This window comes from Nocardiopsis sp. KDC1DS13DA1, assembly GCF_055632325.1.
The window spans coordinates 70,417-94,332 of record NZ_JBVMUY010000032.1; the positions used below are offsets into that span (position 1 = coordinate 70,417).

The following is a 23,916-nucleotide window of genomic DNA, read 5'->3' on the forward strand; positions in this document are numbered from 1 at the left end:
GCGCTTAGTCACTCAAGGGTGACCGTTTCATGACTGGCCGGATTGGCCCCACGAGTAGGCAAAACATGAAAACGCCTGCCAGAACGGGCTTTTCGCCCATCTGATCCGCCCCACTCGCCCCGATCAGTACATACATGAGAGGTGTCTCACTTACGCACGGTTTGGCCACTGATTCGTCGCGTTTCACACCAACGGCTTGACCTGGAAGCCAGACCCCCCTAGCGTCACTGTCTGTAACCATTGCCGGGTGGGGTTGCACCCCGTGACCACCGATGGACCGCCTCGGCGGCCCGCCGAGGACGAGCGGACGTCTCCCCCACCACGCCAGCCACCGTCACGGCCGGGAGCGACAAGAAGATGCCATCCGAATACGCGAAGTCCCTCGGTGCGCGGCTGCGTGCCATCCGCACCCAGCAGGGCCTGTCCCTGCACGGCGTGGAGGAGAAGTCCCACGGTCGCTGGAAGGCCGTCGTGGTCGGCTCCTACGAGCGTGGCGACCGCGCCGTCACCGTCCAGAAGCTCGCCGAGCTGGCCGACTTCTACGGCGTCCCCATGTCGGAGCTGCTGCCCGGCGGCGCCGCCCCCACCCCCCTCGGCCCGACGCCCAAGCTGGTCATCGACCTGGAGCGGATGCAGCAGCTCCCGCAGGAGAAGGCCGGCCCGCTCTCCCGCTACGTGGCCACCATCCAGAGCCAGCGCGGCGACTACAACGGCCGCGTGCTGTCCATCCGCCAGGAGGACCTGCGCTCACTCGCGGTCATCTACGACAAGTCGCCGTCGGACCTGACCGAGGAGCTGATCAACTGGGGCGTCCTCGACCCCGAGGCGCGCCGCGCGGTCGACGCCTTCTAGGGAGCCGACACACCGCCCCGGACGGGCAGCCACGAGAACCGGCGATCCACTGGACGCCGGTTTCTTGTGTGTCCGGGGGCCGACGGGGCCGCCCCCGGGGGCCCGGACACGGGAACGGCGCGGCCGGACGTGGGGCTTCCCCTCCCCAACCCGACCGCGCCGCCGTCCGCCGGGGCGACCCGCCGGACCGCAATCGAACACCAGTTCGACTGGACACCAGTTAACCCCAGCCCGGGGAACGCGTCAAGCGCGGCGGTCGCGGCCGGTCTAGGCTTGCGGAGTGGTAGCAGACACCGAACTGCGCGAACTCGCCCCCGCGGCCTTCGCGCACGCCGTCCCCGCCCTCCTCCGGGTGTACGAGGCGGCCATGCGCCCTCCGCCCGAACAACTGCCCGGCCGGGCCGCCATCATGAACGGCCACGCCCACCACCGCGGCTTCCGCTCGGTGGTGGCGGTGCGCGAGGACAGACCGGTCGGCTTCGCCTACGGGTTCCACGGCCACTGCGGCCAGTGGTGGCACGACATCGTCACCGAGGCGCTGCGCGAACGCGGCCGGGCCCGCCTGGCGCGCCGCTACCTGTCCGACCCCCTGGAGATCGCCGAGGTCCACGTCCACCCGGACGCGCAGAACCGGGGGATCGGCAGGGGGATGCTGCACGCCCTGTGCGAGGGCAGGGCCGAGCGCACCGCGGTGCTGTCCACCCGCGGGGGGCCGACCGCGGCGCGCCACCTGTACCGCTCGTGCGGGTTCACCGAGGTGCTGGAGGACTTCTCCTTCCCGGGCAGCCCGGACCAGCCCTTCTCGATCATGGCCGCGCGGCTGCCCCTGCGGAACTCCGGGGGGCGACCTCCCGGTAGATCTCCCTGGTGGCGGTGGACTGGTTGAAGGTGATGAAGTGGATGCCCGGCGCGCCCTCCGCGAGCAGCCGCTCGCACATGCGCTGGGCGTACTCGATACCGAAGGCCCGCACGGCCTCGGGGTCGTCGCCGAGGCCCTCGTACCGCCGAGCCAGCTCGGCCGGGAAGGGAGCCCCGGACAGCTTCTCCGAGTGCGGGATCGAGGCCAGCTTCACCACGGGGAACACCTCGGGGATGATCGGCACCTCACAGCCGCGTGCGGCCACGCGGTCGCGCAGTCGCAGGTAGTCCTCCACGTCGAAGAACATCTGTGTGATGGCGTAGTCGGCGCCGGCCTCGCACTTGCGCACGAAGTGGTCGGTGTCGGTCCCGACGTCGGCCGAGCGCGGGTGCTTGTAGGGGAAGGCCGCCACGCCGACGCTGAAGTCGCCGCTCTCCTTGAGCAGCCGGACCAGCTCCTCGGCGTAGGTCAGCCCCTCCGGGTGCCGGACCCACTCGCCCGTCGGATCGCCGGGCGGGTCGCCGCGCACGGCCAGCATGTTGGACACTCCCGCGGCGGACAGCCGTCCGATCAGGTGCCGCAGCTCCGCCACCGAGTGGTCGACCAGCGTCATGTGCGCGACCGGCAGGAGGGTGGTGTCGGTCGCGATACGCTCGGTGGTCTCCACGGTGAGGTCGCGCGTGCCGCCGCCCGCGCCGTAGGTGACCGAGACGAAGGAGGGGCCCAGCGCCTCGATCTCACGGATCGTACGCCAGAGCCGCGCCTGGGACTTGGGCCCGCGCGGGGGGAAGAACTCGAAGGAGAACATCGGTTCGCCCGAGTCGAGGAGTTCCCTGATCTGACGCGGCCGCGCGGCCGGGTTTCGGAGCCCCGCGGGGCGTGTCGGTGCTGCCAGCATGCACACAACCTTAGGCAAGCCCCCCTCACCCCTCGGAAGGGACGTCCCACTCCGTGAGACCGCGGACGCCAAATGTGTCCGGACACACCCTCCCGGGGCCGGGTGCGTCGGAGCGGGACCGCCTGCGACCATCGGCCGATGACAACGCGCTCCCCCCGCTCCCCGTACGTCCTGCCGCAGCTCCTGAGATTCGCCTGGCTCCAGGCGCGGGCGTGCGCCTTCGCGGTGTGCATGTTCGCCGGCATGGCGGCGTCCACGGTGGTGCCCCTGCCGCTCCCCCGTTACGACGCGCTCCTGCTGTACGCCGTGGCCGTGACGGCGGTGTTCTGGGGGCTGGGGCTGGAGAGCGGACGGGAGATCGCCGCGATCGCGGGCTTCCACGTGGTGGGGCTGGCCTTCGAACTGGCCAAGGTAGGGCTGGGATCGTGGTCCTACCCCGAGCAGGCGTGGGCGGTGCTGTGGGGCGTGCCCCTGTACAGCGGGTTCATGTACGCGGCGGTGGGCTCCTACATCGTGCGGGCCTGGCGGCTGTTGGAGCTGTCGCTGGTGGGCTACCGGGCCCGGGCCACCACCATCGTGGCGGTCGCGATCTACCTCAACTTCCTCACCCACCACTGGCTCCCCGACCTGCGTGCGCTGCTGGCGGTCGTGCTCATCGTGGTGACGTGGGGGACCTGGGTGTCCTTCACCGTGGGTGAGGCGCGTTACCGGATGCCGCTGTCCCTGTCGTTCCTGTTGATCGGGGTGTTCCTGTGGGTGGCGGAGAACGTGTCCACCCTGTTCGACGCCTGGCGGTACCCGCACCAGGCGGACGGGTGGAGCTTCGTGCACGTCGCCAAGCTCGGCTCGTGGGCGCTCCTGGTGACAGTGTCCTTCGTCCTGGTCGCCAGCTGGCGCCAGACCCGCGGCGGCGGGGAGGGACACGCCCCGGACGTCCGTTGAGCGAAAGTCGGCGGGCGGTCCGCGCAAACCGAACCACCCGTTCCCACCAGCCACTAGTGTGCTGGGTATGGTCGCTTCCCCTTCCTCAGCCGCATCCGTCTCACCCGTCTCCGTGATCCGCTCCGCAGTGGACGGCGAGCTGGCCGCGTTCTGCGCCACGCACCGGGTACGGCTCCTGGAGATCGGCACCGAACTGGCCCCGGCCATGGACGCCCTGGAGGCGATGCTCTCCGGCGGCAAGCGCCTGCGCCCCACCTTCTGCTACTGGGGGTGGCGCGGCGCGGGCGGCGGCGAGGACGACGAGCGGATCGCGCGCGCCGCGGCGTCCCTGGAGTTCCTCCAGGCCTGCGCGCTGATCCACGACGACGTGATCGACCGCAGCGACACGCGGCGGGGGCTGCCCGCCACGCACAAGCGGCTGGAGGCCCTGCACGCCGAGCACGGGTGGAGCGGCGACAGCGAGGGGTTCGGGCAGGGGGCGGCGATCCTCATCGGCGACATCTGCCTGGCCTGGTCCGACGAGATGTACCAGGCGAGCGGGTTCGCCCTGGAGACGCTCCAGGCCGGGCGGCGGCCCTTCGACGCGATGCGCACCGAGGTGATGGCGGGACAGTACCTGGACACCCTGGAGCAGGTGCGCGGGACCGGGACGCGTGAGGCCGCGCTGCGCGTGATGCGCTTCAAGTCCGCCAAGTACACGATCGAGCGCCCGCTGCACCTGGGCGCGGCGCTGGCCGGGCGCCTCGACGCGCTGGAGGGCGTCTACACCGACTACGGCCTGCCCCTGGGTGTGGCCTTCCAGCTGCGCGACGACGTCCTGGGGGTGTTCGGCGACCCGGGCACCACGGGCAAGCCCGCCGGGGACGACCTGCGCGAGGGGAAGCGCACCCTGGTCGTGGCCGAGACCCTCGCCCGCGCCGACCGGGCCGACGCCGACCGGTTCCGCGCCCTGCTGGGAACGCCGGACCTGTCGGCGGAGTCGGTCGAGTGGATGTGCGGGTTGATCGCGGACTGCGGAGCGCTCAAGGCGTGCGAGGCCCTCATCGAGGAGTACGCCGCGCAGGCGGTGGCGGCGCTGGAGAGCCCCGAGCTGGACGCCGCCGCCCGCGAACCGCTCCGCCGGCTGGTGGTGGCGGCCACCTCGCGGACGCACTGACCGCCCGGCGGACCACCCCGAGAGGGATGTCGGGGACGGACTGGACGAAAGTGGGTTGTCCGCCCCCGAACCCGCCCGGTTGAATCGACGGCAGTCACGTCGCGAATACGGGGGGTCTGCCGCATGCCGGGGCGAACCGCGTCACGGGGACCGAGCGGGGCGGGGGAACGCGCGCTCGCGCCGGACCTGGCCCGCGGGTTCATGCTGTTGTTCATCGCGATCGCCAACACGGTCTGGTACCTGTGGGCGGTACCGATGGGGGACCTGGTGGGCCACCCCGAGCCCGGGGGCGCGCTGGACGCCGCCGCACAGTTCCTCACCGTCGTGGCCGTGGACGCGCGCAGCTACCCGATGTTCGCGTTCCTGTTCGGCTACGGCATCGTGCAGCTGGCCACACGGCAGGAGGCGGCCGGGGCCGACCCGAGGGACGTCTCCGCCCTGCTGCGGCGGCGCAACCTGTGGCTGCTGGTGTTCGGGTTCGTCCACGCCCTCCTGCTGTGGATGGGCGACGTCCTGGGCGCCTACGGCCTGGCCGGCCTGCTGCTGTGCTGGCTGTTCCTCCGGCGCAGGGACACCACCCTCCTGGTGTGGGCCGGGTCCCTCACCGGCCTGCTCGTCCTGCTCTCCGCCGCCGGCCTGCTGACGCTCGCGCTGCCGCAGACCGGGGCGGAGCCCTCGGCCACGAACCTCATGGACCCGCTGGCCGACAACATCGAGAACACGTCCCCGCTGGGCGCGGCCCTGGACCGGATCCTGGTCTGGCCACTGATCGTGTTCGGCCAGGGTCTGCTGGGGATGGTGGTGCCCACGGCGATCCTCCTGGGGTTCTGGGCCGCGCGCCGCCGGATCCTGGAGGAGCCCGAACGCCACCTCGCCCTGCTCCGCTGGTTCGCCTTCGGCGGGATCGCCGTCGGCTGGCTGGGCGGACTCCCGACGGCGCTGGTCCAGACCGGCCTCTGGGACGTGTCCCCGGGTGACGCGTTCGCCCTGCTGGACGCCTCCACCGGGATGGCGTGCGGCCTGGGGTACGTGGCGCTGATCGCGCTGATCGCCCGCCGCGTCCAGCGGCGCGGGCGCGGGCCCGGCGTCGTGCTGACCGCGCTGACCGCCACCGGACGGCGTTCGCTCTCGTGCTACCTCGGCCAGTCGGTGCTGTGCGCGCCGCTGCTGTCCGCCTGGGGTCTGGGTCTGGGCGCGCGCATGACGTCGTGGAGCATGCTGCTCTTCGCGGTCGGGGTGTGGCTGGTGACGGTCGCGGCCGCCTACGCGCTGGAGCGCGCGGGCCGACGCGGTCCGGCCGAGGTCCTGCTGCGCCGCCTGTCCTACCGGCGCCCTCTGGGCGGGCGGCCCGCGGTGTCCGCCGACGGCACGGACCAAGAGCGCACCACCCGCTGACCGGAAGCCGCAAAAACGCGCGTGCCGTTCGGCGTCCGACCCGCCCTGATCCCTCAGGATGGGGTGTCATGGGCGACGATCACATGACAAACCACACCATAGGGGTGACGGGGGCGACCGGGGCGGTCGGTGGACGCGTCGCGGCCCGGATCGCACGGCTCGGGCTGACGCAGCGGCTCATCGTCCGCGACATCAACCGGGCCCCCGAGTACCCGGGCAGCAGCGCCGCCATGGCGGCCTACGAGGACACCGCGGGCTTCGAACGGGCCTGCCGCGGGGTGGACACGCTGTTCCTCGTGTCGGCGACCGAGTCCCAGGACCGGATCGACGCGCACACGAGCGCGGTGGACGCGGCGGTGGCGGCGGGGGTGTCGCGGATCGTCTACCTGTCCTTCCTGAACGCCGGTCCCGCGGCCACCTTCACCTTCGCGCGGACCCACTTCTTCACCGAGGCGCACATCCGGCTGTCCGGTGTGGACCACACGTTCCTGAGACCCAGCCTGTACCTGGACCTGTTGCCGCGTTGGGCGGACGAGCACGGTGTGGTCCGCGGTCCCGCCGGTGACGGGCGTGTGGCCTGGGTGTCACGCGACGACGTGGCGGACGTGGCGACCGCCGTGCTGACCGACCCGGCGGTGGTCGCGGTGGCCTCGAAGGCGACCTACGACGTGACCGGCCCGGAGGCGCTGACCCTGGGCGCCACGGTGGACAAGCTGTCCTCGCTCACCGGCCGCACCATCCGGTACGTGCCGGAGACCTGGGACGAGGCGCTGGAGTCGCGCCGCACCAGCGGAGCGCCCGAGTGGGCGGTGGAGGGCTGGGCGTCGTCGTACGCGGCGGTCGCCACCGGTGAGATGGACGTGGTCGCGCCCACCGTGCCGAAGCTGACCGGGCACCCGGCCCAGTCCATCGAGGGGTTCCTGCGGCGCCACCCGAGCGCGCTGGCGCACGTGGCCGTGTGACGCCGCAGGAGGTGCGGGGCCGGTTACCCGGCCCGTTCGCCCCGGACCTCTCCGGAGGCGCGGGCGACCAGCCGGGCGCGCAGTTCGGCGGCGGCCGCCCTGGGGTCCTCCGCCTCCGTGACCGCCCGGACGACCACGACCCGGCGGGCCCCGGCGTCCAGGACCCGGTCGATGGTGGACAGGTCGATCCCGCCGATGGCGAACCACGGCTTGTCGGTGTCCAGCGCGGCGGCCGCCTCGACCAGTTCCAGCCCGGCCGCGGGCCGTCCCGGCTTGGTCGGGGTGGCCCAGGTCGGACCCACGCAGAAGTAGTCGCTGCCGATCTCGGCGGCTGAGGCGGCCGCGGCCTCGATGTCGTTGTTGGAGCGGCCGATGACCGGGTCCGCCCCGATGATGTCCCGGGCCATCGGGACGGGCAGGTCCCGCTGGCCCAGGTGCAGGATGTCGGCGCGTACCGCGCGCGCGATGTCGGCGCGGTCGTTCACGGCGAGCAGCGCGCCGTGCCGCTCGCAGGCCTCACGCAGCACCTCCAGGGCCGCGATCTCCTCACGGGCCTCCAGGCCCTTGTCCCGGAGTTGGATGATGTCCACGCCCCCGGCGAGGGCGGCGTCCGCGAACTCGGCGAGATCGCCGCGCCCGCGCCGGGCGTCGGTGCACAGGTACAGAAGGGATGCGTCCAGGTGCTTGCGCAGGCTGGTTCCGTGGCTGGTCCTCACGCTGCCCACCCTAGGGCCTGTGCCGTGGGCCACCCAAGGGGCGCCGCCGGGGTGCCTCGAGATGGGCGCGCCGCGGGCGTCCGTCGGGGCGGTGGCGGGCGAGGGGCGGGCGGGATCCCCGCTCCGGGGCACCCGGACACGGGCCGGAGCTCGGCACGGACCCCGGAGGGGTGCGGCTAGAAGGCCATCCCCTGGGCCCGGCGGCGGACCTCGGTGCCCCTGTTCTCCCGCATCGCCTGGATCGGCGTCCCCGGCAGGGAGTCGTCGGGCGTGAACAGCCAGCGCAGGGCCTCCTCGGTGGAGAACCCCGCGTCGGTGAGCAGCACCAGGGTCCCCGGCAGGCCCTTGACGAGGTCGTCACCGTCGAGGAAGGCGGCCGGGATGGACAGCTCTCCGGAGCGGACGACGCCCATCATGCGGTTCTCCCGGATCAGCTGCTTGATCCGGTTCGGGCTCACGCCCAGCGGCGCCGCGGCTTCCCTGAGGGTCAGCCACTCGCCGACCAGTGCGTCGATGTCGGGTTCGCGTTGTGTCACGTTCCCAATCTGCCACATCGGCGGAGGCAGCCGACACCCTCGCGCCCCCGCTCCGGGAGCCGCCGGGGAGATCCCCGTCACCGCCTCCCGACCGGGGTCATCTAGGATGAACGCGGAAGTGAACGTCCCGCGGGAGCCGGGTGGACCCGGCTGAGAGGGAGGCTGCTCCGGCCTCCGACCGCACGAACCTGATCCGGGTCATACCGGCGAAGGGAGTGGAGCACGGCGCCATGCGCACATCGAACGAGCCCCACCCTGCGGCCAGTCGTCCTACCAATGTCGGCGACCGGGTGGTCGTGATCGGCGGGGGCGTCATCGGACGGGTCACCGCCTGGCGCGCCGCCCAGCGCGGACTGTCCGTCACCCTGGTCGAACCCGACCCCGTCGAGGAACCCCGGCGCGCCCGGGCCTCCTCCGCGGTCGCGGCGGGCATGCTCACCCCCGCCACCGAGGCGGTGTTCGGGGAGGAGCGGCTCGTCGGACTCGGTGTCCGGTCGACGGGCCTGTACGCCGACTTCGTCGCCGAGCTGGAGCGGGCCAGCGGCGTGCGGGTGGGGTACCGCACCACCGGCACCCTCCTGGTCGCCTTCGACCGCGACGACCTGGCCGTCCTCACCGACCTCCAGGACCTCCAACGGCGCGTCGGCATCGTCGGCGAACGCCTCACCAGCCGCGAGTGCCGACGCCTGGAGCCCATGCTCGCGCCGTCCGTACGCGGCGGCCTGCACGCCCCCGACGACCACTCGGTGGACCCCAGACTGCTGCTGCGGGCCCTGGCCGCGGCGGGTGAACGGACGGGGGTGGCCACGGTGGCCGACCGGGCCGAGGAGGTCACGGACACCGGATCCGGGGGCGCCCCCCTGGGTGTGCGTCTGGCGGGCGGCCGCGTCCTGCCCACCGACCAGGTGGTCCTGGCCGCGGGCTGCTGGAACGAGCGGATCGCGCTCCCCGAGCCGGTCGTGCCGCACCTGCGCCCCGTCAAGGGCCAACTGCTGCGGATGCGCCCGCCCTCCGGCGAACCGCCGATCGTCTCCCGCACGGTCCGCGGCCTGGTCCGGGGGTTCCCCGTCTACCTCGTGCCCCGCGAGGACGGCGAGGTCGTCGTCGGCGCCACCCAGGAGGAGCTGGGGTACGACACCGCGCTGACCGCCGGAGGGCTCTGGCAGGTCCTGCGCGACGCGCGCGAACTCGTCCCGGGGGTGACCGAACTGGAGATCACCGAGACCTGCGTCGGCCTGCGCCCGGGTTCGCCCGACAACGAACCGCTCCTGGGCCCCACCCGGATTCCGGGGGTGCACCTGGCCGGCGGACACTACCGGCACGGCGTCCTGTTGACCCCGGTCACCGGCGAGGTCATGGGCGAGGTCCTGGCCGGCGGCGCGCTGCCGGAGTACGCGCGCCCCTTCGCCGCCGACCGCGAGTCGGGCGTCGGCCACACGAGCACGTGGGAGAAGCAGTGGAACTGATCATCAACGGCGACCGGCGCGAGGTCACCGAGGACACCACCGTGGCCGCGGTCGTGCGCGACCTGACCGCCGCCGGGGACGGCGAGGTTCCCGGCGGTATCGCGGTGGCCGTCAACGACGAGGTGGTGCGACGGACCGCCTGGGCGGACACCCGCCTGAACCCCGACGACCGTGTGGACGTCCTGACCGCCGTCCAGGGAGGCTGACCATGACCGACATCCTCGACGACCCGCTGGTGATCGCCGGCGCCTCCTTCGGTTCCCGGCTCATCACCGGTACCGGCGGCGCCCCCTCGCTGGAGGTGCTGGAGGAGGCGCTCGTCACATCCGGGACCGAACTGACCACCGTGGCGATGCGCCGGGTCGCGCCCGGCACCCGGGGGTCGGTGTGGGACGTCCTGACCCGCAACAAGATCCGCCCCCTGCCCAACACGGCGGGCTGCTTCACCGCCGCCGACGCCGTGCGCACCGCCAGGCTCGGCCGGGAGGCCCTGGGCACCGACTGGGTGAAGCTGGAGGTCGTCGCGGACGAGCACACGCTCCTCCCCGACCCGGTGGAGCTGCTGGACGCGGCGGAGCGGCTGGTCGACGAGGGCTTCACCGTGCTCCCGTACACCAACGACGACCCCGTCCTGGCCCGCCGCCTGGAACAGCTGGGGTGCGCGGCGGTCATGCCGCTGGCCGCGCCGATCGGCTCCGGCCTGGGCATCCGCAACCCGCACAACCTGGAGCTGATCGTCGAACAGGCCGGGGTCCCGGTGATCGTGGACGCGGGGATCGGCACCGCCAGCGACGCCGCCCTGGCCATGGAGCTCGGCTGTGACGCCGTCCTGCTCGCCACGGCCGTGACCCGCGCCCAGGACCCGGTGCGGATGGCGTCGGCCATGCGCGACGCCGTACGCGCGGGGCGCGGGGCACGGCTGGCGGGGCGGATCCCCGTCCGCCGACACGCCCGGGCGTCGTCCCCGGCGGCCGACTAGGGCGTGTGTGACGGACGCCGCCGGAGCCGCCGGCGGCGTCACGTACGGTGGGGAGCACGCGGTGCTCCCGGAGCGGCACCGCACGACCGACGACGACCCAGGCGCGAACGCCTCCCGCACAGGCGGTGCGGCACGGCGCCACCGCGATCCGCGGGGCGGCCCGGGCACGAGCTTCCGCTATCGTGTCGGTTCGACACCCGGTGTCGGGTACGCGCCACCGGCCGCGAACGCCCGCGCTCCCCGCAGCAAGGACACTACTCCGCCGTGGACATGACGACTTCCGATCCCCTCGTAGGCTCGACGCTGGACCGACGCTACTTCGTCGAGTCCAGGATCGCCGGTGGCGGGATGGCGACCGTCTACGTCGCCCACGACCTGAGGCTCGACCGGCGACTGGCGCTGAAGGTGATGCACCCGTCGCTCGCGCAGGACCCCACGTTCGTCCAGCGCTTCATCAACGAGGCCCACTCCGTCGCCAAACTCTCCCATCCCAACGTGGTCCAGGTCTTCGACCAGGGCGAGGACCAGGGCCACGTCTTCCTGGCCATGGAATACGTGCCGGGCCTGACCCTGCGTGACCGGCTGAAGGCCGCCGGGCGGCTGGGGCCGCGCCAGGCGCTCCAGGCGATGGCCCCCGTGCTGGCCGCGCTGGGCGCCGCCCACCAGGCGGGCATGATCCACCGGGACGTCAAGCCGGAGAACGTCCTCATCACCGAGGACGGCCGGGTCAAGGTGGCCGACTTCGGTCTGGCCCGGGCCGTGGAGCAGTCCAACCAGGGCCTCACCCGCACCGGCACCCTCATGGGTACCGCCGCCTACCTCGCGCCCGAGCAGATCGAGCAGGGCGTGGCCGACGCGCGCACGGATGTCTACGCCGCGGGCATCATGCTCTACGAGCTGCTCACCGGCGGACAGCCGCACACCGGTGAGACGCCGATCGCCATCGCCTACCAGCACGTGACCGAGGACGTCCCGCGTCCCTCGCACTTCCTGCCGGGGCTGCCGCCGGAGGTCGACGACCTGGTCACCAAGGCCACCGAGCGCGACCCCCGCTACCGGCCCAGCAACGCCGGACAGTACCTGGCCAAGGTCCTGGAGGTCCTCAACCGGCTGCCCGAGGACGGGGAGTCCGAGGCAGGACCGATGGCTCCGGTCGCGCAGCCGGGTGCCGGAACGGCCGTCGTGACCGCCCCGCAGCTCATCGCGGGCGGCGCCGGTCCGGGCACCGAGAACGCCACGATGGTCGTCGACATGAGCGGCGCGGAGCTGGACGGCGGCGGGTACGGCGACGACGGTTACGGGGACGACTACGCCGAGGACGACGCCGACGCCCTGCGCAGGCGGCGCAGGCTCCTCCTCGGGATCGGCGCGGCGATCGTGGCGATCGTCGTCTTCGTCGCCGGGTGGTGGCTCTTCCTCGGCCGCTTCGAGAGCGTTCCGGACGTGACCGGGGACAGCATCGACGTGGCCCGCGACGCGGTCCGCACCGAGGGCCTGATCCTGGTGGAGGCGTCGGAGCCGGTCTACAGCGAGGTCGAGGCCGGCGCGGTCGCCCGGACCGAACCGGAGGCCGGGGAACGGCTGTCACCCGGGGACGAGGTCACGGCGTACGTGTCCATGGGTCCGCAGCTCGTGCCGATGCCCGACCTGGAGGGCGAGGACATCGCCAACGCGATGGCGATGATGGAGGAGCTCGGCTTCGCTCCGGACCGTCTCGTGGAGAACCCCGTGGACGCCGAGGGTGTGGCCCCGGGTGAGGTGATCTCCACCGACCCGCCCCAGGGCGAGGACGCCGACCGCGAGGAGGAGGTCACCATCACGATCAGCCGGGGCATCCAGGTGCCCGGGGTGGTCGGCCAGGAGTTGGAGGAGGCGCAGCGGACCCTGGAGGACCTGGGCCTGACCGTCGACGTCGTCGAGGAGGAGAGCTCGGACGTCGACGAGGGCCTGGTGATCACCCAGGACCCCGACAACGGCAGCACGGTGGGCGCCAGCGGCACCGTCACGCTCACCGTCTCCACCGGACCGCCCGGTATCGAGATCCCCGACGTGCGGGGCATGCGCATCAACGAGGCCCGTGAGGCGCTCAAGGACGCCGGGTTCAAGGTCAAGGTCGAACGCATCGCGGGCGGCAACGTCGTGGCCAGGCAGTCCCAGACGGGCGAGGCCCCGGAGGGCACGGAGATCGAGATCATCGCGACGCCCGGCGGTATCGACTTCGGTGACTTCGGCGGCGGAGACGACCAGGACGACGACTGAGGCCGTCCCCGGAGGGGGCGGGCGGGGTGCGCGCACCCCGCCCGCCCCCTCCCGCGTGCGCCGTCCTCCTCCCGGGATAGGCTCGCCCGCATGGAGAGCGAGGCGATCCGGGTACTGGTGGTGGACGACCACCCGATGTGGCGCGACGCCGTGGCGCGCGATCTCCACGAGGCGGGCGTCGAGGTGGTGGGGACGGCGGGCGACGGCGCCAAGGCGCTGCGGATCGCCCCGGCCGTCCGGCCCACGTTGGCCGTCGTGGACCTCAACCTGCCCGACATGACCGGGGTGGAGCTCACCTCGGGCCTGGTGGCACTGGCCGAACCGCCCCGGGTACTGGTGCTGTCGGCCAGCGGTGCCAGCGACGACGTCCTGGCCGCGGTCAAGGCGGGGGCGACGGGATACCTGGTCAAGTCGGCGGGCCGGGAGGAGCTGCTGGACGCGGTGCGCCGCGTGAACACCGGTGCGGCGGTCTACACCCCGGGCCTGGCGGGCCTGGTCCTGGGCGAGTACCGGCGCCTGTCGTCCGCGGGCTCCCCCGGTGCCGCCGAGGCGGACCCTCCGGTGCTGACCCCCCGGGAGACCGAGGTCCTGCGGCTGGTGGCGAAGGGGCTGGCCTACAAGCAGATCGCGCGGCGGCTGTCCATCTCCCATCGGACGGTCCAGAACCACGTCCAGAACACCCTCACCAAACTGCACCTGCACAACCGGGTCGAACTGGTCCGATACGCCATCGACCAGGGCCTCGACGAGTGAACCGCCGGTGAATTCCCCCGCGGGGTTGGCCTGGGTCGCACCCGGACACTATGGTCTAGACCATATGGCGGCGGGTGCCGCCCGCAGACCCACAACGTCGAGGAGAAGTCGCATGCGAGTCGGTGTTCTGACCGGTGGTGGAGACTGCCCCGGTCTCAACGCGGTCATCCGCGCCGTGGTGCGCAAGGGCATCAAGGACCACGGCTACGAGTTCGTCGGCTTCCGGGACGGATGGCGCGGCCCTCTCGAGGGCGACACCATGACTTTGGACGTGGAGGCCGTGCGCGGCATCCTGCCCCGCGGCGGAACCATCCTGGGCTCCTCCCGCACCAACCTGATGAAGATCGAGGGCGGTGTCGAGCGGGTCAAGGACAACATGGCCGGTCTGGGCGTGGACGCGCTGGTCGCCATCGGCGGTGAGGACACCCTGGGCGTGGCCCGGCAGCTGCACGAGCGCGGTGTCAACGTGGTCGGCGTGCCCAAGACCATCGACAACGACCTCAACGCGACCGACTACACGTTCGGTTTCGACACCGCCGTGAACATCGCCATGGAGGCGATCGACCGCCTGCACACGACGGCGGAGTCCCACCACCGGGCGCTCGTGGTCGAGGTGATGGGCCGGCACGCCGGCTGGATCGCGCTGCACTCGGGCATGGCCGCGGGCGCCAACGTCATCCTCGTCCCGGAGCGACCGTTCGACATGGACGAGGTCGTCAAGCACGTGGAGAGCCGGTTCCGCACCCAGTACGCGCCGATCATCGTCGTCGCCGAGGGCGCCCACCCCAAGGAGGGCCAGATGGAACTGGCCACCGGCGAGAAGGACTCCTTCGGCCACGTGCGCCTGGGCGGCATCGGCCAGCGCCTGGCCGACGAGATCGAACGCCGCACCGGCAAGGAGGCGCGCTCGGTCGTGCTCGGCCACGTGCAGCGCGGCGGCACCCCCACCGCCTTCGACCGCGTCCTGGCCACCCGCCTGGGTCTGCACGCGATCGACGCCGTCGCCGCCGGCGACTTCGGGAAGATGGTCGGCCTCCAGGGCACCTCCGTCGTCCGCGTCGACCTGGCCGAGGCCACCGACACCCTCAAGACCGTCCCGGCCGAGCGGTACCAGGAGGCCGAGACCTTCTTCGGCTGACCCCCTCGGCCACCCGCCACCGCGCACTGACGCCCGCCGTCGCCCCCGTGGCGCGGCGGGCGTGGGCGTTCGTCCCCGTGTGTCCGGTACCCCCCGAAAAACGTCCGGAGCGGTGGGCGCGGTGTTCGATACTGGAAGGGGACGGCGGGTGTGCCCGGTCCCGCCGCCGTCGCATCCACCTCGCACCCGGGCGCATCCACCGGAGGTAGCACCATGTCCGCGTCGCTTGAGTCCGCGCCGCTCCCCGCAAACCCGGCCGGAGCCGACGCCGGACTGGGCGAGCTCTGCGTTCTGATGAAGCTCGGGGAGATCGTCCTCAAGGGCTCCAACCGCAAGCTGTTCGAGCGGCGGCTGCACAACAACATCCGCAACTCCGTGCGCGACCTCGGCGAGATCCGGCTCTCCCAGCGCGGCTCCGGGGTGATCATCGTCCGCAAGCCCGACGCCTCCGACATCGAGGTCGCCGAGATCGCCGACCGCATGGCCAACGTCATGGGGGTCGTGTGGGTGCACCTGGTGCGCCGGGTCGCCAAGGACATGGACGTCATCACCGACGTCGCGGTGCGTTCCATGGCCGACCGCCGCGGGACCTTCGCCGTGCGGGCCCGCCGCCGCGACAAGCGCTTCGAGCTGACCTCCGCCGAGTTGGCGGGCTACCTCGGCTCGAAGATCATCGAGGCGCACGGGTACCCCGTCAACCTCAAGCACCCCGACAACACCCTGTACGTCGAGGTGGACAAGGACGAGGCGTTCGTGTTCACCGACGGCGTCCCCGGTCAGGGCGGCCTGCCCGCGGGGATGAGCGGACGCGGTCTGGTCCTGATGTCCGGCGGCATCGACTCCCCCGTCGCCGCGCACCGGATGATCCGGCGCGGACTCAAGGTCGACTTCCTGCACTTCTCCGGGATGCCGTTCACCGGCCCCGAGTCCATCTACAAGGCCTACAGCCTCGTGCGCCAACTCGACCGGTTCCAGGTGGGGTCGCGGCTGTTCGTGGTCCCCTTCGGCAAGGCCCAGCAGCAGCTGAAGAGTTCGGGGGTCGAGCGGCTCCAGATCGTCGCCCAGCGGCGGCTGATGCTCAAGACCGCCGAGGCCCTCGCCGACGACCTGGGCGCGCAGTGCCTGGTCACCGGGGACGCGCTGGGACAGGTGTCCAGCCAGACGATGACCAACCTCACCGCCCTGGACGACGCCGTGGACCTGCCGATCCTGCGTCCGCTCATCGGGATGGACAAGACCGAGATCATGGAGCAGGCCCGCCGGATCGGCACCCTGGCCATCTCGGAGCTCCCGGACGAGGACTGCTGCACCATGCTGACGCCCCGCCAGGTGGAGACCGCGGCCAAGATCCCGGACCTGCGGCAGATCGAGAAGCGGCTCGACGCCGAGGAGCTGGCCGAGTACCTGGTCGGCACCGCCCAGGTCCACAAGCCCAGCTTCCTGGGCCAGGAGGCCCCCTCGCGTGTGGAGGGCCGGGCGGCCGCCACCATCGCCTGACCGGTGCCGCCCCGTCCGTGCCGGGGGCAGGGACGGGGCGGCACCTTTCCGGGCCCGCGCTCCGCGCAGCCCCGGACGCGGGCCGTCGCGAAGACGCGGGTTCCCTCTCCGTGAAGGCTCAGAGGGCGGCGAGCTGACGGCCCGGGGCCGGGGTCAGCTCACGGCCGCCGAGGGTCGCCAGGGTGCCCGCCACGTCGCGCAGCTCGGCCAGGTCCTCCTCCAGGAGCGCCTGGGGACCGTCGCACAGCGCGTTCTCCGGGTCGGGGTGCACGTCCACGATGACGCCGTCGGCGCCGATCGCGATGGCCGCGCGCGAGAGCGGCAGGACCAGTTCGCGCCTGCCCCCCGAGTGCGACGGGTCCACGATCACCGGCAGGTGGGACAGGTTCTGCGCGACCGGGACCGCGCTGATGTCCAGGGTGTTGCGGGTGGCCTTCTCGAAGGTGCGGATGCCGCGCTCGCACAGGACGATGTCGAGGTTGCCGCGCTGGGCGATGTACTCGGCGGCCATCAGCCACTCCTCGATGGTGGCGCTCATGCCGCGCTTGAGCAGAACCGGCTTGCCCGCGTCGCCCGCCGCCTGGAGCAGGGCGAAGTTCTGCATGTTGCGGGTGCCGATCTGGAGCATGTCGGCGTAGGAGGCGACGAGTTCGACGTCGGCGGCGTCGACGACCTCCGTCACGATCGGCAGCCCGGTCTCCTCGCGCACGTCGGCCAGGATCCGCAGCCCGTCCTCGCCCAGTCCCTGGAAGGCGTACGGCGAGGTGCGCGGCTTGTAGGCGCCGCCCCGGAGCAGGGACGCACCCGCGGTCAGCGCCATGCGCGCCGCCTCCAGGGTCTGCTCGGGCGTCTCGACGGCGCACGGACCCGCGATGACCGTCATGTGGTCGCCGCCGATCGGCACGCCGCGCACGGTCACCACGGATCGGCTGCTGTGGTTCTCGCGGCTGACCAGCTTGTACGGAGCAGAAATACGAAGAACGTCGCTCACGCCGGGTTTGGCGGCCAGTCCCAGGTCCTGGAAGCGCTCGACGTCGCCGACCAGGCCGATGATCGTGCGGCTCACGCCGCGTGTCACGTAGGCCTCGCCCCCGGCGGAGGAGACGAGTTCGACGAGATCGTCGATGTTGTCGGAAGTGGCGTCCGGTGCCATCACGATGACCATGTGCGTTGTCCCTGCTAGTCGTATGGGTGGCTGAGCACGCGCGATGAGTGCGCTTCACCGGGTGGGCCGGTCCGGAACGCCAAGGAGCCCCGGACCGTCCGGCCCGGGGCTCCTTGTGAGGTCTTGTCTGTCAGCGCAGCGCTTGACAGGCGACCGTCCGAGGATCGGGCCGGTAGCCATAAAAGCGCCAGAAGTTCCGCTGCATGGAAGCGACTATAGCGCACGGTCGGCGATCCGCCACACAACCGGGGGGAGTGACCTAGCTCTCGTGTCGGCCTGGCAGGATGGCCAGATGTCGACCTTTCCCCACAGGACGGGAGGACCCGCCCACCAGGAGCGGGCACGAAAGCGGGGCCGACAGGCCGGAACCAGACGAACGGAGGACGGATTGTCCGACGGCACGGGGGACGGTGACCGGGGGGACACGCGGGCGGCCCGGCTGCCGCCGGGCCAGGCGCTGCGGGGCGAGCACAAGGCACTGCACTACGGGCCCGTACCGACCTTCCGGCCGCACAGGTGGGATTTTCGGGTGATGGGGGCCACCGAGACACTCGGCAGCCACCGGTGGACGTGGGAGGAGTTCGGGCGGCTGCCCGTGACCGACGCGGTGAGCGACTTCCACTGCGTCATGCGCTTCAGCGTCCCCGGTGTGCGCTGGCGGGGCGTCCGCGCGGTGGACCTGGTCCGGGTGGCGCCGCCAGGACCCGAGGTCACGCACGTGATGGCCTGGGGCGAGTACGGCTACAGCGCCAACCTGCCGCTGGACGTCTTCCTGGGTGAGGACGTCGTCCTCGCCACGCACCGGGGCGGTGCGCCGCTGGCCCCGGAACACGGGTTCCCGCTACGCCTGGTGGTGCCCAGCCTGTACGGGTGGAAGAGCGTGAAGTGGCTACGCGCCGTGGAGTACATGACGAGGGACCGGCGGGGCTTCTGGGAGGAGCGCGGCTACCACAACCGCGCCGACCCCTGGAGTGAGCAGCGGTTCTCCTACCAGGAGGAAGCCGGGCACGGCCCACCGCTGTAGGTCCTCCTGCGGTCAGGCGCTCCCCCGCACGCGTTCGCGGGGGAGCCGCACCTCGACCTCGGTCCCCTCACCGGGCTCGCTCACGACCTCGGCCGTCCCTCCCAGGTCGCGCAGCCGCCCCAGGACCGACTGCGCCACGCCCAGGCGACCGTCCCGGCGCGCCTCCTCCAGTCGGCCGGGGGCGATGCCGGGACCCTCGTCCCTGACCGACACGGTCACCGCGTCGTCCTCGTCCTCCACCAGAACCCAGGCGGGCGTGCCCTCGGGACAGTGCCGTTCCACGTTGTCCAGGGCGGCGGCCACGGCCGCGGCGAGTTCGCGTGCCGCCCGGGCCGGGAGGAGGACCGGTGTGGCTGGCGCGGACACGGCCACGTGCACCGACTCCGACCGGCGCACGAGGTCGCGCAGGTCGAGTACGCCGGATCCGTCGGCGCTCCCGGTTCCGGGGCCGTCGGGCGCGGACGCCCGGAGCGCGGCGGATCCGGCCGCGCCCCCCTGGTCCCCGCCGTCGACGAGCCCGTCGGTGAACAGGGAGCGCAGCAGCACCTCCTGTTCTCCGGCCATCCGGCCCAGTTCGGCCGCCTCTCCCCCGGCCTCCGCGCCGCGCCTGCTCACCAGGGCCAGCACCTGGAGCACCGAGTCGTGGACCGACCGGGCCAACTGCTCGCGCTCGCGGATACGCGCCTCCAGGGCCACCGCCCCGGCGAAGCGCTCCTCCGCGCGTTCGGCCACCTGCGCCATGTAGCCGACGGCCAATCCGGTGAGGAGGAGCAGCACCACGCCCCGGACGGTCGCGTCGGTGACGGCGGCGCCCATGACGACGCGCAGGGTGATGTCGGCGAAGCCGTAGAGGAGGGCCACCGCGGCCGCACCGCGACGGCCCCGGATGACGCTGACCGACAGCGCGGCTCCGGCGAACCAGTAACCGCTCAGCGGCGGTGCCTGGGTCAGGTAGTAGGCGGTGGCCGCGGGGGCGGTGGCGAAGAGACAGGCGAAGGCCACGGTGAGGTCGGCGGCCAGGAGTCGGCGCGTGCGCCGCGCGGGGCGGGCGTAGGCGCGGGTGGTCACCGCGGTCCACACGACCATGAGGGCGAGCACCGACCAGGCCAGCCAGGGACGGCTCAGGTACGCGTGGTGCTGCACGGCGAGGACGGCGGAGTAGCCGAGGGAGGCGGCGCGGAAGACGGCGATCGCCCGCCAGAGGGGGACGTCGAAACCCAGGGCTCAGACCACCGCCCCGTCGTCGGGGCCGTCGCCGCCGGGTCTGCTGTCGGTCATCCGCAGGATGAGCACGACGAAGCTGACGAGGAAGGCGGAGATCGCCACGAACATCAGCCAGTTGGGCAGCGTGATCCCGACGAAGGCGGCCCCGAAGAGCAGGGTCGGTCCGCCCAGGAGGCCGAACCAGGCGGCGATGCCCACGCGGTCGCCCTGGAGCAGCGGCGGCGGGGGCGGCGGCTCGTAGTGGCCCTCGCGGTCGGCCTCGGCCCGGCGGCGCGCCTCCTCCTCGGCGGCCTCACGGGCCAGCGCGTCACCGCGGTCGAAGGGCGGTCCGTCCGCGAGCAGGTCACCGAGCTGGGGCTCCTCGCGTTCGTCGGGGACGCTCAGGTTCTCCGCGTCGGGCCAGGCGGCCCGGCGCCGGGCCGCGGCGGTGTCTCCCTCGCCCTCGTAGAACCGGGCGACCAGGTCGTTCCAGACCTCGTCCTCGTTCGGAGGGTCCACGGGGGGCGCGTCCGGGTCGCCGTGGGCGGGCGGCCCCTCCAGGAGGTCCCCGCCGCCCGGGGGGTCGGTGACCTCGGTGGTGGGCACGCCGCCGCTCCGGCCGCCGACGTCGGGCAGCTCCGACCCGAGCACGCGCTCGGCCGCGGCACGCTCCTCGGCGTCCACGTACAGGTGGTCCGTGGGCGGATCCTCGGTCTCTCCACCGCCTCCCGGTTCGAGGACGTCCTCCTCCAGGGGCACGGCGTAGGCGGCGATACCGCTGCGGCGCAGCGCCTCCAGCATCCGGTCGGCGTGGGAGGGCGCGAGCAGGACCAGAGGAACGTAGGCATCGGCGAGCAGGCCGTTGCCCCGACGTTGTGTCATCGGACGGCTCCTTCCCCGCTTCTCCTCTGCTCTCGCACGAAGGCGAGGCTTCCGTCGAAGATCTCGGCGGCGTCGTGGTCGAGCGTCGCCACGTGGTAGCTGTCGTGGAGCAGGTGGATCGTCAGTGACGTGTTGACCGCCCTCCTGGCGAGCATACGCAGACTCCGCGGCCCGACGACATGGTCCTGGGGGCTGCGGTAGGCCAGGATCGGCGCTCGCAAAGCGGACATGCCCTCCTGAACCGCGCGCCACAGCTTCGGGAGTGTCGCGGCGGCGCCCGTGGGCGTGCGGGTGTAGCCGCCCTCCCTCTGCCCCGGCTTGGCGACGTCGCTCGTCAGCCCCGGTATGGAGGGCATGACACGCGTGACCAGCCCGCGGAACGGGGCGATGAGCGGGAGCCGGGGATCCTCCACCACGAGGGAGGGGTTGACGAGCACGGCGCCGCGCACGGTGTCGGGGTGTTCCTGGGCCAGGCGGAGGGTCAGGGCACCGCCCATCGAGAGCCCCATGACGAACACCTCGTCACACCGGGCCGCCAGGTCCAGGAGCGCCCGTTCGACCGCGGAGTACCAGTCGTCGCTGGTGGTGCGGTTCATGTCCTGCCAGGTGGTGCCGTGCCCCGGCAGCAGCGGCACCTCCACGCTGTGCCCGGCGGCCGCCAGGTGCTCCGCCCAGGGACGCATGGAGTAGGGGGATCCGGTGAAGCCGTGGCAGAGGAGGACGCCGACCCCGGACCCCCGGTGGCTGTACGGCTCCGCGCCAGGCAGCAGGGGGATGGCGGCGTTCGGTCTCATGGAGCGGCTCCAGGGGCTCGTGCGGTACGGGCGCGGGTGACGGCAGGCCCCCGGCTTCAGGCGTGAGGTTAGTCGTTCGGAGTTCTGTTCGCCATCGAGGGTCCGACCCGCCGCACCGTGTCCCGTCGGGGGTCCGGTTTCGCGTGTTTGGGCCGACACCAGCCGATCGCCACGGGAACGGTATCCTTTACCAGGCCGGGCGCGGCCGTCCGATTGGCGGCGCTTTGGCAGTCGCCCCCGTGCGATGGGAGGATGGCGCACGTCAGGGAACGCTCCCCCACACTCGTCGGGCGGAGGCGTCCACGACCTTGTTGGCCGAGCGGGACAGTGAACCGTGGCAGACCCTGCCCAGGACTCCCCGCGTGTGCAGGGGTGATCTCAACGATGTTCTACTGGGTGGTCAAGGCGATCCTGGGGCCGGTCCTGGCCGTTCTGTGGCAGCCGCGCGCCGAGGGTGTGGAGAACGTGCCACGGCGGGGCGCGGCGATCATGGTGAGCAACCACCTGTCCTTCTCCGACCACTTCTTCGGACCCCTGCCGCTGCCGCGCAAGATCACCTTCCTCGCCAAGTCCGAGTACTTCACCGGAACCGGGGTCAAGGGTCTGGTCAGCCGGGCGTTCTTCACCGGTGTGGGGCAGATCCCGATCGACCGCTCCGGCGGGAAGGCCAGTGAGGCGGCGCTGCGCACGGGCCTGCGCGTACTCAAGCGCGGCGACCTGCTGGGGATCTACCCGGAGGGCACCCGCTCCCCCGACGGCCGCCTCTACCGCGGCCGTACGGGCGTCGCGCGGCTGGCCCTGGAGGCCAAGGTCCCGGTGGTGCCGATGGCGATGATCAACCTGGAGAAGATCATGCCCCCCGGCCGGACCGTCCCGAAGCTGGGAGTGCGCCCCAAGGTGGTGTTCGGCGGGCCGCTGGACTTCTCCCGCTACCACGGGATGGAGCGCGACCCCCGGGTGCTGCGCGCCGTCACCGACGAGATCATGTACGCGCTGATGTCGCTGTCCGGCCAGGAGTACGTGGACCGGTACGCCCAGTCGGTCAAGGCGGAGCTGGAGGCCGAGGCCAAGGAGGCCCGCCGCGAACAGCACGCCAGCGACAAGGACCGCAGGCGCGCCGAGCGCACCAGGCGCAAGGAGGAGCGCCGCACCCGCAGGGAGGAGAAGCGAGCCGAGCGCAGAGCCGCCAAGGAGGGCGCTCGGGACGGCGGAGGGGACCCGGACTCCGAGGGCTGAGCCCGTCCCACACACGAGCGGGGCGCGGCTCCGGTGCGATCACCGGAGCCGCGCCCCGTGCTCGTGCGGGGCCTCCGCTTGGCTTCGGCCCGGGTTCGGACGCCGCCCAGGGCAGGGATGCTTCCTCCCCGGCCGCGCCTGACGCTCCTACCCCGCCACGCGGCCCGCCTCCTCGTGCGGCGCCCCGCCGACGCCCGAACGACAACCCCCTCGGGCAACCGCCCCGGGCAGCGGCCGGGCTCAGTGTCGGGCCAGGTCTCCGGCGCCGACGATTCCCGCCTCGCCGCCGAGCTCGGCCAGGCGCACCTCGGCCAGGCGTCGGTGGGGGCGCCCGGACACGTGGCGGGCGAACGAGTCGCGGACCGGGTCCAGCAGGATCGCCCCCGCGTCGGACACACCGCCGCCGAGGACGAAGCACTCCGGGTCGAGGATGGCGGCGAGATCGGCCAGTCCCAGCCCAGCCCACTCACCGACCGCGGCGAAGCACTCCAGGGCGGTCGCGTCGCCCTCCAGTGCGGCCTGGGCGACGACCGGGCCCTGGACGCGCTCCACGTCCCCGTCGGCGAGCTTGAGCATGCGCTCCGCCCTCCGGGGGTCGGTGCGGGCGCGGTCCTGGGCCTCGGCGACCAGGGCGCGTCCGCTGGCGTACTGCTCCCAGCACCCGTGGTTGCCGCAGGGGCACCGGCGGCCGAAGGGCACCATCCGGTAGTGGCCCACCTCAGCGGCGACACCGAAGCGGCCCCGGTACAGGGTGCCGTCCAGGACCAGTCCGCCGCCGATGCCGGTGCCCAGGGTCACGCAGACGATGTGGCCGCGGCCGCGCCCCGCACCGAAGCGCGCCTCGGCCCAGGCGGCGGCGTTGGCGTCGTTCTCGACCACGACGGGCAGGCCGACCCGCTCCTGGATCCGGTCGCGGAGGGGATGGTCGCGCAGGCCGAGGTTGACGGCGATCTGGACCGTGGCGCGGTCCTCGTCGACGAACCCGGCCACACCCACGCCGACCGCCCCGCAGTCCGCCTCGGGGCGCCGGTCCCGCAGTTCGCGCACGGCGCGGGCGACGACCTCGGCGAGGGCCTCGGGGTCATCGGCCGGGGTGGGGTACTTGACCTTGTCCAGGATCTTCCCGTCGAGGTCGACGACCCCGGCGGCGACCTTGGTCCCACCGATGTCTACGCCGATGGTGAGCATGGGGGCGACTCCTCCG

23 protein-coding genes and 1 riboswitch are annotated in these 23,916 nt (G+C 72.6%); of the genes, 15 read left to right on the plus strand and 8 right to left on the minus strand.

Annotated features, from left to right (window positions below):
- Positions 1–357 precede the first annotated feature (357 nt).
- Together bldD and ACTVAJ_RS21365 are read left to right on the plus strand one after the other, a co-directional pair.
- A complete protein-coding gene (gene bldD, locus ACTVAJ_RS21360) occupies positions 358–852 on the plus strand; it encodes a transcriptional regulator BldD (protein WP_017576791.1) in 495 nt (164 codons plus the stop codon).
- A gap of 280 nt (positions 853–1,132) precedes the next feature.
- Positions 1,133–1,738 carry a GNAT family N-acetyltransferase gene (locus ACTVAJ_RS21365; RefSeq protein WP_470389989.1) on the plus strand — a complete coding sequence of 202 codons (606 nt, stop codon included), beginning with the start codon at positions 1,133–1,135 and terminating at the stop codon, positions 1,736–1,738.
- Here ACTVAJ_RS21365 and metF read toward each other — a convergent pair.
- On the minus strand, positions 1,659–2,519 hold the full coding sequence (metF, locus tag ACTVAJ_RS21370; protein ID WP_470390028.1) for a methylenetetrahydrofolate reductase [NAD(P)H]: 861 nt from the start codon (positions 2,517–2,519) through the stop codon (positions 1,659–1,661). The genes ACTVAJ_RS21365 and metF overlap by 80 nt on opposite strands.
- A gap of 228 nt (positions 2,520–2,747) precedes the next feature.
- Between metF and ACTVAJ_RS21375 the strand changes: the two genes are divergently transcribed.
- The 4 genes from ACTVAJ_RS21375 (at position 2,748) to ACTVAJ_RS21390 (ending at position 7,064) form a co-directional block, all read left to right on the plus strand.
- A complete protein-coding gene (locus tag ACTVAJ_RS21375) occupies positions 2,748–3,551 on the plus strand; it encodes a DUF817 domain-containing protein (protein ID WP_470389990.1) in 804 nt (267 codons plus the stop codon).
- 67 nt (positions 3,552–3,618) lie between these two features.
- Positions 3,619–4,707, plus strand: a complete 1,089-nt coding sequence (locus tag ACTVAJ_RS21380; RefSeq protein ID WP_470389991.1) for a polyprenyl synthetase family protein — start codon at positions 3,619–3,621, stop codon at positions 4,705–4,707.
- A 123-nt stretch (positions 4,708–4,830) separates the two neighbouring features.
- On the plus strand, positions 4,831–6,102 hold the full coding sequence (locus tag ACTVAJ_RS21385; RefSeq protein WP_470389992.1) for a DUF418 domain-containing protein: 1,272 nt from the start codon (positions 4,831–4,833) through the stop codon (positions 6,100–6,102).
- Positions 6,103–6,170: 68 nt separating this feature from the next.
- Entirely contained in the window at positions 6,171–7,064 is an 894-nt protein-coding gene (locus ACTVAJ_RS21390; RefSeq protein ID WP_470389993.1) for an SDR family oxidoreductase, read from the plus strand.
- Positions 7,065–7,087: 23 nt separating this feature from the next.
- Here the strand turns inward: ACTVAJ_RS21390 and thiE are convergent, their stop codons facing one another.
- Positions 7,088–7,780: a thiamine phosphate synthase gene (thiE, locus tag ACTVAJ_RS21395; protein WP_470389994.1), complete on the minus strand. Its 693-nt coding sequence runs from the start codon at positions 7,778–7,780 to the stop codon at positions 7,088–7,090.
- A gap of 176 nt (positions 7,781–7,956) precedes the next feature.
- Positions 7,957–8,334 carry an Rv2175c family DNA-binding protein gene (locus ACTVAJ_RS21400; RefSeq protein WP_470389995.1) on the minus strand — a complete coding sequence of 126 codons (378 nt, stop codon included), beginning with the start codon at positions 8,332–8,334 and terminating at the stop codon, positions 7,957–7,959.
- A gap of 101 nt (positions 8,335–8,435) precedes the next feature.
- A riboswitch (TPP riboswitch) is annotated at positions 8,436–8,548 on the plus strand.
- Here ACTVAJ_RS21400 and thiO point away from each other — a divergent pair.
- The 7 genes from thiO (at position 8,547) to thiI (ending at position 16,408) form a co-directional block, all read left to right on the plus strand.
- Complete coding sequence (gene thiO / locus ACTVAJ_RS21405) at positions 8,547–9,782, plus strand: glycine oxidase ThiO (protein ID WP_470389996.1); 1,236 nt, start codon at positions 8,547–8,549, stop codon at positions 9,780–9,782. It overlaps the preceding riboswitch by 2 nt.
- Complete coding sequence (gene thiS / locus ACTVAJ_RS21410) at positions 9,773–9,988, plus strand: sulfur carrier protein ThiS (RefSeq protein WP_470389997.1); 216 nt, start codon at positions 9,773–9,775, stop codon at positions 9,986–9,988. The genes thiO and thiS overlap by 10 nt, the downstream gene beginning before the upstream one ends.
- Positions 9,989–9,990: 2 nt before the next feature.
- The gene (locus ACTVAJ_RS21415) at positions 9,991–10,761 is read left to right on the plus strand and encodes a thiazole synthase (protein WP_470389998.1); all 771 of its coding nucleotides are present in this window, start codon (positions 9,991–9,993) and stop codon (positions 10,759–10,761) included.
- Positions 10,762–11,025: 264 nt separating this feature from the next.
- On the plus strand, positions 11,026–13,020 hold the full coding sequence (gene pknB / locus ACTVAJ_RS21420; protein ID WP_470389999.1) for a Stk1 family PASTA domain-containing Ser/Thr kinase: 1,995 nt from the start codon (positions 11,026–11,028) through the stop codon (positions 13,018–13,020).
- A 90-nt stretch (positions 13,021–13,110) separates the two neighbouring features.
- Positions 13,111–13,773, plus strand: coding sequence for a response regulator (locus tag ACTVAJ_RS21425; RefSeq protein WP_470390000.1), 663 nt, complete (start codon positions 13,111–13,113; stop codon positions 13,771–13,773).
- Positions 13,774–13,885: 112 nt separating this feature from the next.
- Positions 13,886–14,911, plus strand: coding sequence for a 6-phosphofructokinase (locus ACTVAJ_RS21430; RefSeq protein WP_470390001.1), 1,026 nt, complete (start codon positions 13,886–13,888; stop codon positions 14,909–14,911).
- Between the two features lie 213 nt (positions 14,912–15,124).
- The gene (gene thiI, locus ACTVAJ_RS21435; protein ID WP_470390002.1) at positions 15,125–16,408 is read left to right on the plus strand and encodes a tRNA uracil 4-sulfurtransferase ThiI; all 1,284 of its coding nucleotides are present in this window, start codon (positions 15,125–15,127) and stop codon (positions 16,406–16,408) included.
- A 118-nt stretch (positions 16,409–16,526) separates the two neighbouring features.
- On the opposite strand, the gene aroF is transcribed toward thiI, so the two are convergent.
- Positions 16,527–17,573 (minus strand): 3-deoxy-7-phosphoheptulonate synthase, encoded by a 1,047-nt coding sequence (aroF, locus tag ACTVAJ_RS21440; RefSeq protein WP_470390003.1) that lies wholly within the window; start codon positions 17,571–17,573, stop codon positions 16,527–16,529.
- A gap of 388 nt (positions 17,574–17,961) precedes the next feature.
- Here aroF and ACTVAJ_RS21445 point away from each other — a divergent pair, with 388 nt between their 5' ends.
- Positions 17,962–18,597 (plus strand): molybdopterin-dependent oxidoreductase, encoded by a 636-nt coding sequence (locus ACTVAJ_RS21445; RefSeq protein ID WP_470390004.1) that lies wholly within the window; start codon positions 17,962–17,964, stop codon positions 18,595–18,597.
- A gap of 12 nt (positions 18,598–18,609) precedes the next feature.
- On the opposite strand, the gene macS is transcribed toward ACTVAJ_RS21445, so the two are convergent.
- From macS to ACTVAJ_RS21460, 3 genes are read right to left on the minus strand one after another with little or no spacing between them, the layout of a single operon-like run.
- Entirely contained in the window at positions 18,610–19,818 is a 1,209-nt protein-coding gene (gene macS, locus ACTVAJ_RS21450) for a MacS family sensor histidine kinase (RefSeq protein WP_470390029.1), read from the minus strand.
- A gap of 3 nt (positions 19,819–19,821) precedes the next feature.
- Complete coding sequence (locus ACTVAJ_RS21455) at positions 19,822–20,682, minus strand: hypothetical protein (protein WP_470390005.1); 861 nt, start codon at positions 20,680–20,682, stop codon at positions 19,822–19,824.
- The gene (locus tag ACTVAJ_RS21460) at positions 20,679–21,476 is read right to left on the minus strand and encodes an alpha/beta hydrolase (protein WP_470390006.1); all 798 of its coding nucleotides are present in this window, start codon (positions 21,474–21,476) and stop codon (positions 20,679–20,681) included. The genes ACTVAJ_RS21455 and ACTVAJ_RS21460 overlap by 4 nt, the downstream gene beginning before the upstream one ends.
- A 384-nt stretch (positions 21,477–21,860) precedes the next feature.
- On the opposite strand from ACTVAJ_RS21460, the gene ACTVAJ_RS21465 reads away from it, so the two are divergent.
- Positions 21,861–22,712: a lysophospholipid acyltransferase family protein gene (locus ACTVAJ_RS21465; protein ID WP_470390030.1), complete on the plus strand. Its 852-nt coding sequence runs from the start codon at positions 21,861–21,863 to the stop codon at positions 22,710–22,712.
- 240 nt (positions 22,713–22,952) lie between these two features.
- Here the strand turns inward: ACTVAJ_RS21465 and ACTVAJ_RS21470 are convergent, their stop codons facing one another.
- Positions 22,953–23,900, minus strand: a complete 948-nt coding sequence (locus ACTVAJ_RS21470) for an ROK family glucokinase (protein WP_470390007.1) — start codon at positions 23,898–23,900, stop codon at positions 22,953–22,955.
- Positions 23,901–23,916 lie beyond the last annotated feature (16 nt).